This window comes from Arenimonas sp. (assembly GCF_041919775.1).
Classification (GTDB): Bacteria; Pseudomonadota; Gammaproteobacteria; order Xanthomonadales; family Xanthomonadaceae; genus Arenimonas.
Genome location: NZ_JAYRTE010000006.1, coordinates 151,477 through 163,300 on the forward strand (window position 1 = coordinate 151,477; position 11,824 = coordinate 163,300).

13 protein-coding genes are annotated in these 11,824 nt (G+C 69.8%); 5 read left to right on the forward strand and 8 right to left on the reverse strand.

The window, feature by feature from the left end:
• Nucleotides 1-13 precede the first annotated feature (13 nt).
• Complete coding sequence (gene mpl, locus ACE3TE_RS06080) at nt 14-1,372, forward strand: UDP-N-acetylmuramate:L-alanyl-gamma-D-glutamyl-meso-diaminopimelate ligase (protein WP_374603151.1); 1,359 nt, start codon at nt 14-16, stop codon at nt 1,370-1,372.
• Complete coding sequence (locus ACE3TE_RS06085; protein WP_374603176.1) at nt 1,369-1,965, forward strand: LON peptidase substrate-binding domain-containing protein; 597 nt, start codon at nt 1,369-1,371, stop codon at nt 1,963-1,965. The genes mpl and ACE3TE_RS06085 overlap by 4 nt, the downstream gene beginning before the upstream one ends.
• A gap of 1 nt (nt 1,966) precedes the next feature.
• Here ACE3TE_RS06085 and ACE3TE_RS06090 read toward each other — a convergent pair whose 3' ends face one another.
• Nucleotides 1,967-3,973 (reverse strand): VTT domain-containing protein, encoded by a 2,007-nt coding sequence (locus tag ACE3TE_RS06090; RefSeq protein WP_374603153.1) that lies wholly within the window; start codon nt 3,971-3,973, stop codon nt 1,967-1,969.
• Nucleotides 3,974-4,041: 68 nt separating this feature from the next.
• Between ACE3TE_RS06090 and ACE3TE_RS06095 the strand changes: the two genes are divergently transcribed.
• A complete protein-coding gene (locus ACE3TE_RS06095; protein ID WP_374603154.1) occupies nt 4,042-4,890 on the forward strand; it encodes an SDR family oxidoreductase in 849 nt (282 codons plus the stop codon).
• Nucleotides 4,887-5,306 (forward strand): VOC family protein, encoded by a 420-nt coding sequence (locus ACE3TE_RS06100; RefSeq protein ID WP_374603156.1) that lies wholly within the window; start codon nt 4,887-4,889, stop codon nt 5,304-5,306. The genes ACE3TE_RS06095 and ACE3TE_RS06100 overlap by 4 nt, the downstream gene beginning before the upstream one ends.
• Before the next feature lies 1 nt (nt 5,307).
• On the opposite strand, the gene ACE3TE_RS06105 is transcribed toward ACE3TE_RS06100, so the two are convergent.
• The 5 genes from ACE3TE_RS06105 to thiE are packed head-to-tail and all read right to left on the reverse strand — an operon-like array spanning nt 5,308 to nt 9,848.
• Nucleotides 5,308-6,159: an ion transporter gene (locus tag ACE3TE_RS06105; protein WP_374603158.1), complete on the reverse strand. Its 852-nt coding sequence runs from the start codon at nt 6,157-6,159 to the stop codon at nt 5,308-5,310.
• Complete coding sequence (locus tag ACE3TE_RS06110) at nt 6,156-7,289, reverse strand: PLP-dependent aspartate aminotransferase family protein (protein WP_374603160.1); 1,134 nt, start codon at nt 7,287-7,289, stop codon at nt 6,156-6,158. The genes ACE3TE_RS06105 and ACE3TE_RS06110 overlap by 4 nt, the downstream gene beginning before the upstream one ends.
• On the reverse strand, nt 7,286-7,909 hold the full coding sequence (locus tag ACE3TE_RS06115) for an HAD family hydrolase (protein ID WP_374603162.1): 624 nt from the start codon (nt 7,907-7,909) through the stop codon (nt 7,286-7,288). Before ACE3TE_RS06115 ends, ACE3TE_RS06110 begins: the two co-directional genes overlap by 4 nt.
• Entirely contained in the window at nt 7,906-9,198 is a 1,293-nt protein-coding gene (gene hemL / locus ACE3TE_RS06120; RefSeq protein ID WP_374603164.1) for a glutamate-1-semialdehyde 2,1-aminomutase, read from the reverse strand. The genes ACE3TE_RS06115 and hemL overlap by 4 nt, the downstream gene beginning before the upstream one ends.
• Nucleotides 9,195-9,848 (reverse strand): thiamine phosphate synthase, encoded by a 654-nt coding sequence (gene thiE, locus ACE3TE_RS06125; RefSeq protein ID WP_374603166.1) that lies wholly within the window; start codon nt 9,846-9,848, stop codon nt 9,195-9,197. Before thiE ends, hemL begins: the two co-directional genes overlap by 4 nt.
• Nucleotides 9,849-9,906: 58 nt before the next feature.
• On the opposite strand from thiE, the gene ACE3TE_RS06130 reads away from it, so the two are divergent.
• Nucleotides 9,907-10,101: a rubredoxin gene (locus tag ACE3TE_RS06130; protein ID WP_374603167.1), complete on the forward strand. Its 195-nt coding sequence runs from the start codon at nt 9,907-9,909 to the stop codon at nt 10,099-10,101.
• A 10-nt stretch (nt 10,102-10,111) separates the two neighbouring features.
• Here ACE3TE_RS06130 and ACE3TE_RS06135 read toward each other — a convergent pair whose 3' ends face one another.
• Together ACE3TE_RS06135 and ACE3TE_RS06140 are read right to left on the reverse strand one after the other, a co-directional pair.
• Nucleotides 10,112-10,957 carry a SirB1 family protein gene (locus ACE3TE_RS06135; protein ID WP_374603169.1) on the reverse strand — a complete coding sequence of 282 codons (846 nt, stop codon included), beginning with the start codon at nt 10,955-10,957 and terminating at the stop codon, nt 10,112-10,114.
• 31 nt (nt 10,958-10,988) lie between these two features.
• The gene (locus tag ACE3TE_RS06140; RefSeq protein WP_374603171.1) at nt 10,989-11,447 is read right to left on the reverse strand and encodes a DUF192 domain-containing protein; all 459 of its coding nucleotides are present in this window, start codon (nt 11,445-11,447) and stop codon (nt 10,989-10,991) included.
• Nucleotides 11,448-11,824 lie beyond the last annotated feature (377 nt).

An 11,824-nucleotide genomic window follows, 5' to 3' on the forward strand; every position in this document is an offset into this window, starting at 1 on the left:
TCGCGGCGCCGTCGTGAAACTGCACATCCTCGGCATCTGCGGCACCTTCATGGGTGGCGTGGCGGCGCTGGCGCGCGAGCTCGGCCACGCCGTCGACGGCAGCGACCAGAACGTCTACCCGCCGATGTCCACCCAGCTCGAGCAGCTGGGCATCCGGCTCTCGAAGGGCTACGACCCCGCGAACATCGCGCCCGACACCGACGAAGTGGTGGTCGGCAATGCGCTCTCGCGCGGCAATGATTCGGTCGAACACGTGCTCGATGCCGGCCTGCGCTACATCTCGGGCGCGCAGTGGCTGAGCGAGCGCGTGCTGCCGGGACGCGAAACCCTCGCCGTCGCCGGCACCCACGGCAAGACCACCACCACGTCCATCCTGGCCTGGCTGCTGGAAGCCGCGGGCCGCGACCCCGGTTTCCTGGTCGGCGGCGTGCCGGAAAACTTCGGCGTTTCCGCTCGTATTGGCAGCGGCCGCGAATTCGTGGTCGAGGCCGACGAATACGACACCGCGTTCTTCGACAAGCGCAGCAAGTTCGTGCACTACCGGCCGGTGGTGGCGATCCTCAATAACCTCGAGTTCGACCACGCCGACATCTTCCCGGACCTGGCCGCGATCCAGCGCCAGTTCCACCACCTGGTGCGCACCGTGCCGCGCCGCGGCCGGCTGATCGTCAACGGCGAGGAAGCGGCGCTGGCCGAGGTGCTGGCCATGGGCTGCTGGACGCCGGTGGAGACCTTCGGCCTGGACGGCGACTTCGACTGGACCGCGCGCCTGCAAGCCGCCGACGGCACCCGCTTCGATGTCCTGCACCGCGGCGCCGTCGTTGGCACGGTGGACTGGTCGCTGGTCGGCCGGCACAACGTGATGAACGGACTGGCGGCGATCGCCGCCGCGCAGGCCGTTGGCGCCGACATCGCCAGGGCCATCCCGGCGCTGCGCGACTTCGTGTCGGTCAAGCGCCGGCTGGAAGTGCTGGGCGAACGCGCCGGCATCACCGTTTACGACGATTTCGCCCACCATCCGACCGCCATCCGCACCACGCTCGAAGGCCTGCGCGCCCGCGTCGGCAGCGCGCGAATCGTTGTCGCCATGGAACCGCGCAGCAATTCGATGCGCCTGGGTGCGCATGCCGACCAGATCGCGCCTTCGCTCGACGGCGCCGACGCCGTGATGTTCCTGCACCGGCCGGAACTGGCCTGGGACGGCGGCAGGGTGGTGTCCGCGCTGCGCGGTGAGGGTGAAACCGTCGCCGACGTGGAAGGGCTTCTCGCGGCCCTGGGAAAACGCTGCCGCGCCGGCGACCACGTGGTGTTCATGTCCAACGGTGGTTTCGACGGCGCGCCGCGCCGCTTCCTGGCCCAGCTGGACGGCTGAGCGTGGCGGTGTCGGAACTGCCGCTGTTCCCGCTCTCCACCGTACTCTTCCCCGGCGGGCGGGTGTCGCTGCGCATCTTCGAGCCGCGCTACCTCGACCTGGTGAAACGCTGCGGCCGCAGCGGCGAAGGCTTCGGCATCTGCCTGATCCTCGACGGGCGCGAGGTGGGAGATCCCGCCACGCCGGCGGCCCACGGCACCGAGGCGGTGATCGTCGACTTCTCGATGACCGACGACGGCCTGCTCGGGCTCACCGTCGAAGGCCGCCGGCGCTTCCACGTCGAACGCACCCGCGTGCGCGACGACGGCCTGCTGCTGGGCGACGTGCTGTGGCTGGAAGAGCCGCCGCCGGAAACCCTGCGCGACGAACACGCGCTGCTGTCGGTGCTGCTCGCCCGCATCATGGACAAGGCCGGCCTTGAACACGAAGGCCCCGGCAAGGGCGACCTGGCCGACGCCGCCTGGGTGGGCTGGCGGCTGGCCGAATGGCTGCCGCTGGAAGCCACCGAACGCCTGGCGCTGCTGCAGCTGGCCGACCCGCACGAGCGCCTGCAGCAGCTGGTCCTGCGCCTGCCGGACTTCCAGGCCGAATAGTTCAGCCCCTTGCGGGTGGCCGCAGGCGCAGCACCGGCAGGCCGTCGTCGCGGCGCACGTCCAGGGCCGATTCCATGTCGCCGGCGTCCTCGCGCAGCGGGCCCAGCAGGGCGTCCTCGCCGGGCAGCGCGCGCCAGTAGCTGAAGAAGTCCAGCCGGCGGGTGAACTCGAGCGCGTGCACGGTGCCGATCCACAGCGGCTGGTCGCCGGGCTGCAGCACCACCGGGCTGGTCCACAGGCGCAGCACCTGCATGCGGCCGCCGCCCGGTTCGCGCCGCACCATCACCAGCACTTCCGCGCGGCCGTTGTGGGTGGCCGGAAGCACCGGCAGGTCCAGCGGCGTCGCGTCCTTGTCCAGCGTTTGCAGCAGGCCGTACCAGCCGCCGACCGAATAATCCTGCCAGCCGGCCAGTGCCAGGCGCGTGCGCAGCGCGGCCAGCGGTCCGGCCACTTGCACGTTGAGCGGCCAGGCGTCGCGGCCATGCAGTTCATTGCGCCGCGAAGGCAGCTCGGCCTGCTGTTCGCCGCGCCACCAGGCGTCCGCGGCCAGCGCGGCCGGGGCATGCGGCGGGTCGAACTTCACCAGCATGTCGTCGGCCTTTCGGCTGCCGTGCCAGGCCGCCACGCCCAGCACCGCGACGAAGAACACGGTGGCGATCGGCCGCACCCAGAACGAGCGCACCACGCGGCGCCGGTAGGCAATGCCCAGCGCGGCGACCCAGAGCAGGCCCAGCAGGATGCCGGCCAGCACGTCGCTGAGCCAGTGCGCACCCAGGTAGAGGCGCGCGAAACCGAGCAGCCCGACCATCAGCGCCGCCACCACGTAGGGCCAGGCGCGGTTGCGGCCGGGCAGTTCACGCGCGATCAGCACGGCGAAGAAGCCGTACACCACGGTCGCCAGGGTCACCGTCGCCGACGGGAAGCTGAAACCGGGCACGGCGGTCGAGGCCGGCGGCTTGGGCATGTGCAGCAAGTAGCCCAGCAACCAGGTCAGCAGCAGCGCGAAGGCCGGTGCCGCCAGCCAGTGCCAGGCGGCGATGTGGCGGCGCCGCCACAGCAGCCAGGCGAACACGCCGACCACGGGCGGCGCCAGCACCACGGCATCGCCCAGCGTGGCAAGGAAGGCCATCGGCACGTCGGCCAGCGGGTTGCGCAGGCCGAACATCAGGTGGTGCACAGTCAGGTCCAGCTCGGACGGCGCCGTGCCGCCGCCGACCGAGATCAGGATCGTGAAGAAGCCCCAGCCGGCCGCGCCCAGCACCGCGGCCAGCAGCAGCAGGGAGGCCGATTCGGGCCGGTTCGGGTCGATCAGGGCTTCGGAATAGCGGCCCAGCACCGGGTGTTTGTGCGACCAGGCCAGGGCGCGCTCGAGCATGCCGGTGGTGTGCGCGCCGAGCCAGCGCCAGAGGTAGAACACGGCCGCCCAGATCCCGGCCACCAGCACCAGCACGACCGCCAGCACGATCGCCAGGCGGCCGGCCACCGCCGCCACCAGGTCCAGCGAGGTACCGAACAGCCAGCCCGGTGCCAGGAAAGTGGCCGACCAGACCAGCGCGGCAATGCCGCTGGCCGGCACGTACTGGCGCAGCCGCATCTTCAGCATGCCGGCGATCGCGGGCACGAAGGGCCGGATGGCGCCGATGTAGCGGGCCATGATGATCGACTTCATGCCGTGGCGGCGGAAGGTGGTCTCCCCGCGTTCCAGCCACTGCGGGTGCTTGTAGAACGGCCAGCGCTGGCGCAGCTGCGGCCCGAAGCGGTGGCCGACCCAGTAGCTGATGCCGTCGCCGGCGAAGGCGCCGAGGGTGGCGCAGGCCAGCGCGTAGGCGCCGTCCACGTGGCCCAGGCCCACCAGCGTGCCCACCGCGAACAGCAGCGGCACGGCCGGGATGGCCACGCCCACGATGACCAGGGCGTCGCCGAAGGCGATGAGGAAGATGACGAGGCCCGCCAGGGTCGGGTTTTCACCGATCCACGCGACGAGGGCCTCCAGGCGGGCTGAATCCATGGGGCGGAATTATAGGCCGGCCGTGGCAGGGCCCGGTTTACACTGCGACCAAAGTTCAGGAGAGATGCATGTCCGACCTTCGTGGCAAGACCCTGTTCATCACCGGCGCCTCGCGCGGCATCGGCCTGGCGATCGCCCTGCGCGCCGCCCGCGACGGCGCCAACGTGGCCATCGCCGCGAAGTCCTCGGTGCCCAATCCCAAGCTGCCGGGCACCATCCACAGCGCGGCCGCGGAGGTGGACGCCGCGGGTGGCAAGGGCCTGGCCCTGCAGTGCGACATCCGCGAGGAGGACCAGGTGAAGGCGGCCGTCGCGGCCACCGTCGAGCGTTTCGGCGGCATCGACATCCTGGTCAACAACGCCAGCGCGATCTGGCTGCGCGGTGCGCTCGATACGCCGATGAAGCGTTTCGACCTGATGCAGCAGGTCAACGCCCGCGGCACCTTCCTGTGCAGCCAGGCCTGCCTGCCGCACCTGCTTGATTCCGCCAACCCGCACATCCTGACCCTGGCGCCGCCGCCCAACCTCGATCCCAAGTGGTGGGGTCCGCACACCGGCTACACACTGGCCAAGATGGGCATGAGCTTCGTCACGCTGGGCCTGGCGGCTGAATTCGGCCCGCGCGGCGTGGCGGTGAACGCGCTGTGGCCGCGCACGGTGATCGCCACCGACGCGCTGAAGATGATCCCGGGCACCGAACCGTCGAAGTGCCGCACGCCGGAGATCATGGCCGACGCCGCGCATGCCGTGCTGTCGCGCGATTCCTGGCACTTCAGCGGCAATTTCCTGATCGACGAGACGGTGCTGCGCGAAAAGGGCGTGACCGACTTCAGCCAGTACGCCGTGGATCCGTCGCAGCCCCTGCTGCCGGACCTGTTCCTGGATGACCCCGAACTCGAGGAGGCCCTGGGCCGATGAAATACCTGCATGCGATGGTGCGTGTCCGCGACCTGGACGCGTCGCTGCACTTCTTCCGCGATGCCCTGGGCCTGGTCGAAACGCGGCGCCGCGACTACCCGCAGGGGCGGTTCACGCTGGTGTACCTGGCGGCCCCGGCGAATCCAGAGGCGGAGGTCGAGCTCACCTTCAACTACGACGACGAGGACTATGGCTCGGCCCGCAACTTCGGCCACCTGGCCTTCGAGGTCGACGACATCTACGCCGCCTGTGAACGCCTGCAGGCGCACGGCGTGGTGATCAACCGCCCGCCGCGCGACGGCCGCATGGCCTTCGTGCGGTCGCCCGATGCGATTTCGATCGAGCTGCTGCAGAAAGGCGAGGCGCTGGCACCGGCCGAACCCTGGCTTTCGATGCCGAACACCGGGGCCTGGTGAGTCAGCGTTCCGGTAGGGCGGTGCCGCAGCGGCGGCAGTAGTCCGCGTCGGTGTCGTGTTCGGCCAGCTTGCAGCCCGGGCAGGCGTCCTGCCTGCGTTCGCGCAGGCCCATCGCCAGTTCGGCGGTGTAGATGCCGGTGGGTACGGCGATGATGCCGTAGCCGATCAGGATCAGCACCGAGGCGACGAAGCGGCCGATGGGCGTGACCGGCGTAATGTCGCCATATCCCACGGTGGCCATGGTGCCAATTGCCCAGTACATGCCAATGGGAATGCTGGTGTAGCCGTTCTCCGGGCCCTCGATGACGTAAAGCGCCGCGCCGAAGATCACCGCGATCGTCAGCACCGCCACCAGGAACACCAGGATCTTGCGCCGTGAACGGTAGAGCGCGCCGACCAGCACGCCGCCGGCCTCGGTGTATTCCATCAGCTTGAGCACGCGGAAGATGCGCAGGATGCGCAGTACGCGCACCACCAGCAGGGCCTGGCTGCCGGGCAGGATGAGCGACAGGTAGGTGGGCAGGACCGACAGGAGGTCGATCACGCCGTAGAAGCTGGTGGCGTAGCGCAGCGGACGCCTGACCACCGCCAGCCGCACGATGTATTCGGCGGTGAAGAGCAGGGTGAAACCCCATTCGGCCAGGTAGAACCAATGGCCCCAGCGTTCGTGCAGGTCGGCTTCGCTGTCGAGGATCACCACCACCACGCTGATGATGATCGCCGCGATCAGCAGCAGGTCGAAGCGCCGCGGCGCGCCCGGGTCGTGCCGGAAGATGATCTCGAACCAGCGCGCGCGCCAGCCTTCGGTGGTCGCGGCTTCGAATTTGCCGGCGGCGATGCGCGGCTCGCTCATGCGCGGGCCACCCCGAGGGCGCGGCCGAAGTCGGCCAGCAGGTCGTCCGGATGTTCCAGGCCCACCGACACCCGCAGCAGGTTGTCCGGGCTGATGGCATTCGCGCCCTCGATCGAGGCGCGGTGTTCGACCAGGGTTTCCGGACCGCCCAGCGAGGTGGCGTTGATCGCCAGCTCCAGCGCGCCCGCCACGCGCAGGGCGGCGTCGCGGCCGCCCTTGATGCGCAGGCTGAGCATGCCGCCGAAGTCGCTCATCTGTTTCGCGGCGACGTCGTGGCCGGGATGCGTGGCCAGGCCCGGGTAGTGCACGGCTTCGACCGCTTCGTGCCCCGCGAGGAACTGCGCCAGCGTCGCGGCGTTCCGGCAGTGCCAGGCCATCCGCGCCGGCAGCGAGCGCAGGCCACGCAGGATCAGCCAGGCGCTGAAGGGCGCGAGGATGCCGCCGGTGAGATGGCGGCGGTGGAAAACCGCATCGTGGAAGGCATCGCGCCGGGCGAATGCCAGGGCGCCGCCCATCACGTCGCTGTGGCCGCCGATGTACTTGGTGGTCGAATGCATCACCAGGTCGGCGCCCAGGGCCAGCGGCCGCTGCAGCACCGGCGTGGCGAAGGTGTTGTCGCAGGCCAGCAGGGCGTCGTTGCCGTGCGCCAGTCCGGCCAGCGCGGCGATGTCGGCCACGCACAGGCGCGGGTTCGACGGCGTTTCGGCCCAGATCATCCGGGTCTCGGGACGCAGCGCGGCGCGCACGGCGCCAAGGTCGGACATGTCCACGGCCGTGGTGGTGATGCCGCGCTGGGGCAGGAACTCGGCGCCCAGCACGCGCAGTCCGGTGTAGCAGTCGGACGGGATCAGCACGTGGGCGCCGGCGGGCAGCGATTCTAGCGCCGCAGCCATCGCCGCCATGCCCGAGCCGAAACACAGGGCGGCCTGGCCGCCTTCCATTGCCGCCAGCGCCGTTTCCAGGCGGTCCTGGGTCGGGTTGGCTTCGCGCTGGTATTCGAAGCCGGCCTGGCGCTCGCCGGCCGGGCCGTGCCGGAAGGTTGTGGCCATGTGGATCGGCGGTGAAACGGCGCCGGTGCTTTCGTCCGGTTCGCCGCCGGCGTGCACGGCCAGGGTTTCGATGCGGGTCATGCCGTGGGCTCCAGCAGGTGGTGGTCGGCCAGGTGCGCGCGCAGTCCGGCCGGGCTGCGGTAAGTGTGCGCCATCAGGCCGGCGCGGCGCGCGCCCTTAGCGTTGTCGGGTTTGTCGTCGAAGAAAAGGGCGTCGGCGGGTGCGACGTCCAGTTCCGCCAGGCAGCGCCGGTAGATGTCCGGCTGCGGCTTGGCCAGCGCGAATTGCGCGGAGCAGAACACCCGGCCTTCGAAAAACGGCGCCATCGCCGGACAGATGGCGGCGAAGTGGTCGCGCAGCATCAGGCCGTTGTTGGTCAGCACCGCCAGCTGCACCGAGCCGGCGAGCTGTTCAAGCAGGGCCGTCGTGCCGGGCATGGGTAACATGGCTGCGGCGCGGGCGGCGAGGCAGTCTTCCAAGGTCACCGGCACGCCAAGCGCCGCGGACAGGGTCGCCAGCAAGCCGTCGGTGTCGATGCGGCCCAGGTCGGCCTCGCGCTCGAGGCCGGAATCGAACAGCGCCGCCGACACCGACTCCGGTCGGGCGCCGCAGCGTTCGGCCAGCACCCGGACCCGCGGGGCGTGCTCGTAGTGCACGAGCACGCCGTCGAGGTCGAACAGCACCAGCGCCGGGCGCCTCACCCGGCGGCGACCTCTTTGAACGCTTCGCGCGCCGCCTGGATCGTGAACGCCAGCTCTTCTTCGCCGTGGGCGCTGGACAGGAAGCCGGCCTCGAAGGCCGAGGGCGCGAAATAAACGCCCCTGCGCAGCATGGCGTGGAAAAAGCGGTTGAAGGCGGCCGTGTCGCAGGCCACCGCGTCGGCGAAGGTTTCCACCTTCTTGTCGGTGAAGAACAGGCCGAACATGGCGCAGCTGCGGGTGGTGGTGACCGGCACGCCGGCGTCGCGGGCGGCCGATTCCAGGCCGTCGCACAGCACGTGGGTAGCCGATTCCAGGCGTTCATAGAAACCCGGGCCCTGGATGATGCCCAGCGTCGCCACGCCCGCAGCCATCGCCACCGGGTTGCCGCTCAGCGTACCGGCCTGGTAGACCGGGCCGGCCGGCGCCACCTGCTGCATCAGGTCGGCGCGGCCGCCGTAGGCGCCCACCGGCATGCCGCCGCCGATGATCTTGCCGAAGGTGCTCAGGTCGGGCGTCACGCCGTAACGGGCCTGGGCGCCGCCGAGCGCGACGCGGAAGCCGGTCATCACTTCGTCGAAGATCAGGATCGCGCCCGACTGCGTGCACAGCTCGCGCAGGTGCTGCAGGTAGCCGTCGCGCGGCAGGATGCAGTTGGCGTTGCCGACGATCGGTTCGACGATGACGCCGGCGATTTCTTCGCCCACCTCGGCGAAGAGTTTCGTCGCGGCTTTGAAATCGTTGTAGGGCAGGGTGAGCGTGAGGTCGGCCAGGGCCTTGGGCACGCCCGGCGAATTGGGCAGGCCGAAGGTCAGCGCGCCCGAGCCGGCCTTGACCAGGAAGCTGTCGCCGTGGCCGTGATAGCAGCCCTCGAACTTCACGATGCGGGTGCGGCCGGTGGCGCCGCGGGCCAGGCGGATCGCCGACAGCGTGGCTTCGGTGCCGGAGTTGACCATGCGCATCATCTGCATGGACGGCACCAGCTTGCGCACGGTTTCGGCCATGGTCACTTCCAGCGCATTGGGCACGCCGAAGCTCAGGCCCTTGCGCATCGTGCTGGTGACCGCGTCGAGCACCTTCGGGTGGGCATGGCCGGCGATCATCGGGCCCCAGCTGCCGATGTAATCCACGTAGCGGTTGCCGTCCACGTCCACGAGGTAGGCGCCTTCGGCGCTGGCCGCGAAGAACGGCTCGCCGCCCACCGACTTGAAGGCGCGCACCGGCGAATTGACGCCGCCCGGCATCAGGTCGAGGGCGCGGGTGAAGAGTTCGTGGCTGGTGGCGGTGTTCATGGCTGGGTGGTCTCGGTGATGTTTGGTTCAAAGGCGCGGCGGAAGGCCTGCAGGGCCGCGACCGGGTCGGGAGCGTCGAAAACGCCGCCGATCACGGCCAGCAGGTCGGCGCCGGCGGTGACAAGCGATGCGGCATTGTCCGGGGTGATGCCGCCAATCGCCACCCGCGTGCAGCCCAGCGCGGCGCTGTCGCGGAGCAGGGCCGGGTCGGCGCGGCGCGCGCCGGGTTTGGTTCCCGAGGGGAAAAAGGCACCGAAAGCGACGTAGTCGGCGCCGGCGGCGACGGCCTCGCGGGCGCGCCCCATGTCGTCGTAACAGGAGGCGCCGAGCCAGAGGCCGGGGGCGTCGCGCCGGGCCTGGTGCAGGTCGCCGTCGTGTTCCCCCAGGTGGGCGCCGATCGCGCCGATCTCCAGCGCCAGGCGCCAGTCGTCGTTGACGATCAAGGGCACGCCGGCTTCGGCACAGGCGCGGGCCAGGGCGTCCGCCTGTTCGCGGCGCAGCGCCGGGCCGGCGGCCTTGTTCCGGTACTGGAGCAGGGCGGGGCCCTCCACCAGCAGGGGCTCGACCCGCGCCAGCAGGCGGCCGGTGTCGGCCTCGTCGGGCGTCAGCAGGTAGACGCCGCGGCGCCTGGCGGATGGGCTGGGGTTCATTTCGGCATGACCGTCAAGATGCGAGAATGTTAGCCGTTAACGCCGAACCGGACCCGCAATGACTACGCCCAGCGCCACCGCCACCACTTTCCGCACCTGGATGTGCGTCGTCTGTGGCTTCATCTACAGCGAAGCCGACGGCCTGCCGGAAGAGGGCATCGCACCCGGCACCCGCTGGGAAGACGTGCCCGATACCTGGGTCTGCCCCGATTGCGGCGTCACCAAGGACGATTTCGAGATGGTGCCGGCCTGAAGCCAGCGCTTCAGTTCAGTCGCGCGGGCTGGCCGCTCAGGTCCACCAGCGCGGCGCGCACGCTGTCGACGTCGTCGGCTTCCGGCAGCATCTGCAGGTAGCGCGCCAGGTCTTCCCGCGCGCCCTTCGCGTAACCCAGCTCACGATAGGCCAGGCCGCGGTCGCGCACCGCTTCGGCGGTGCCGGGCGAGAGCTTGAGCAGGCGGTCGGCGGTGCGCGCCACGCGCTCCCAGTCGCGCTGCTCGAGGTACAGGCCTTTCAGGTTGCGCAGCATGCGCATCAGGATCGCGCGGTGCGAGGCCGGCGCCAGGATCTGCATCAGCTGCTGGTCGTCGGGCGGGTGCCCGCCGAGGTGGGGCGAGGCGCGCTCGCGCAGTTCGTCGGCGCTCACCGGCCTTCCCTTGTTGAAGGGATCGAGCACCAGGATGCCGTCGTCCACCGGCAGCCGCACCAGGAAATGACCCGGGAAAGACACGCCGTCGAGCGGCATGCCGAGGCGCCGGCTCACTTCGATCTGGATCACCGCCAGCGAAATCGGAATGCCCAGCTTCCGGTCGACGACCTCGTTGAGGTAGCTGTTGCGCGGGTCGTCGTACTGCAGGTTGTTGCCGGCGAAGCCCAGCTCCTCGAACAGGTACCGGTTGATCGCCGTCAGGCGCGCCGGCAGGTCGATGTCGCCGTCGAGCTGCGGGCGCAGCGCATCGGCGTAGGTGTCCACCTGCGCGGTGTAACCGGCGGGATCGAGGTCGGGATATTCGTCGCGGGCGATCAGCAGCGCGGTGTCGAGCAGCGGCAGTTCATCGTCGCCGAGCGCAGCGAGCGTATTCCAGTCCGGCAGTTTGTTCGGGGCGTCCATGCCTGCAATGTGGCCCCGCGGGAGCGACGAATCAAGGCTGGCCGCGCAGCGGGATGCCCGGGCTGAAGGTGATGCTGTCGCCGCGCTGCGTTCCCAGCGCATTGGCCTGGCCGGCGTTGAGCTCGAGCACGTACAGCGCCGGGCCGCTACTTGGATACGGCGGGCAGCGGTCGCCAAGCGAGCACGGCGGCACGCCGCGCGACACCGACACCAGTTTCCGCGAAGCATCGAAGTAGAAGATGTCGAGCGGGATCTTCGTGTTCTTCATCCAGTAGGCCAGCGGGCGCTCCGAGTCGTGCACGAACAACATGCCGGTGCCGTCGGCGAGTGACTCGCGGAACATCAGGCCGCGGTTGCGTTCGGCGTCGTCGTCGGCCACTTCCACCGTGAAGCGCTGGCCGTTGAGCTCCACCCAGGCCTGACCGCCGGTGGCGCAGCCGGCCAACGGCAGCAGGGCGGCGAGGAACAGGGCGAGACTGGGAAGGCGCATGGGTGGCTCCGGTGGGATGGACAGGGACGTTCGGGGAAGGTCGTGGGGGTGTCAAGCCGACCGCCCGCTAAACGGAGCGGGCTTCTTTTTCACCCCCTCTTCCCAATCCTGAGATAGGTCGTTATAGTTCGCGGCCCTCGACGGCCGGCACGGCGGCGGGGGCGGAAAAAAGTCGGCGCGAAGGTGTTGACGTTCTCCGAAACTCTCGTATAATGTGCGGCTCCCTTGAGCGAAACGCCCTGGGATGGCAGGCCGGAAGGCCGCCGGGTTTGACGATCTTTGACAGTGTGCGCAGGAAATTTGTGCGGGCGCCTGCTGGGGATGGATGAGTCCATTTCTTGCAGACGTTCAGCCAAGAGCTTTAAGTCAATTGAGTT

Excerpts from the sequence above, each read along its gene's own strand:
- ACE3TE_RS06090 (WP_374603153.1), bottom strand. The coding sequence starts at position 3,973 with ATGGATTCAGCCCGCCTGGAGGCCCTCGTCGCGTGGATCGGTGAAAAC.
- ACE3TE_RS06095 (WP_374603154.1), top strand. The coding sequence starts at position 4,042 with ATGTCCGACCTTCGTGGCAAGACCCTGTTCATCACCGGCGCCTCGCGC.
- ACE3TE_RS06100 (WP_374603156.1), top strand. The coding sequence starts at position 4,887 with ATGAAATACCTGCATGCGATGGTGCGTGTCCGCGACCTGGACGCGTCG.
- ACE3TE_RS06105 (WP_374603158.1), bottom strand. The coding sequence starts at position 6,159 with ATGAGCGAGCCGCGCATCGCCGCCGGCAAATTCGAAGCCGCGACCACC.
- ACE3TE_RS06110 (WP_374603160.1), bottom strand. The coding sequence starts at position 7,289 with ATGACCCGCATCGAAACCCTGGCCGTGCACGCCGGCGGCGAACCGGAC.
- hemL (WP_374603164.1), bottom strand. The coding sequence starts at position 9,198 with ATGAACACCGCCACCAGCCACGAACTCTTCACCCGCGCCCTCGACCTG.
- thiE (WP_374603166.1), bottom strand. The coding sequence starts at position 9,848 with ATGAACCCCAGCCCATCCGCCAGGCGCCGCGGCGTCTACCTGCTGACG.
- ACE3TE_RS06130 (WP_374603167.1), top strand. The coding sequence starts at position 9,907 with ATGACTACGCCCAGCGCCACCGCCACCACTTTCCGCACCTGGATGTGC.
- ACE3TE_RS06135 (WP_374603169.1), bottom strand. The coding sequence starts at position 10,957 with ATGGACGCCCCGAACAAACTGCCGGACTGGAATACGCTCGCTGCGCTC.
- ACE3TE_RS06140 (WP_374603171.1), bottom strand. The coding sequence starts at position 11,447 with ATGCGCCTTCCCAGTCTCGCCCTGTTCCTCGCCGCCCTGCTGCCGTTG.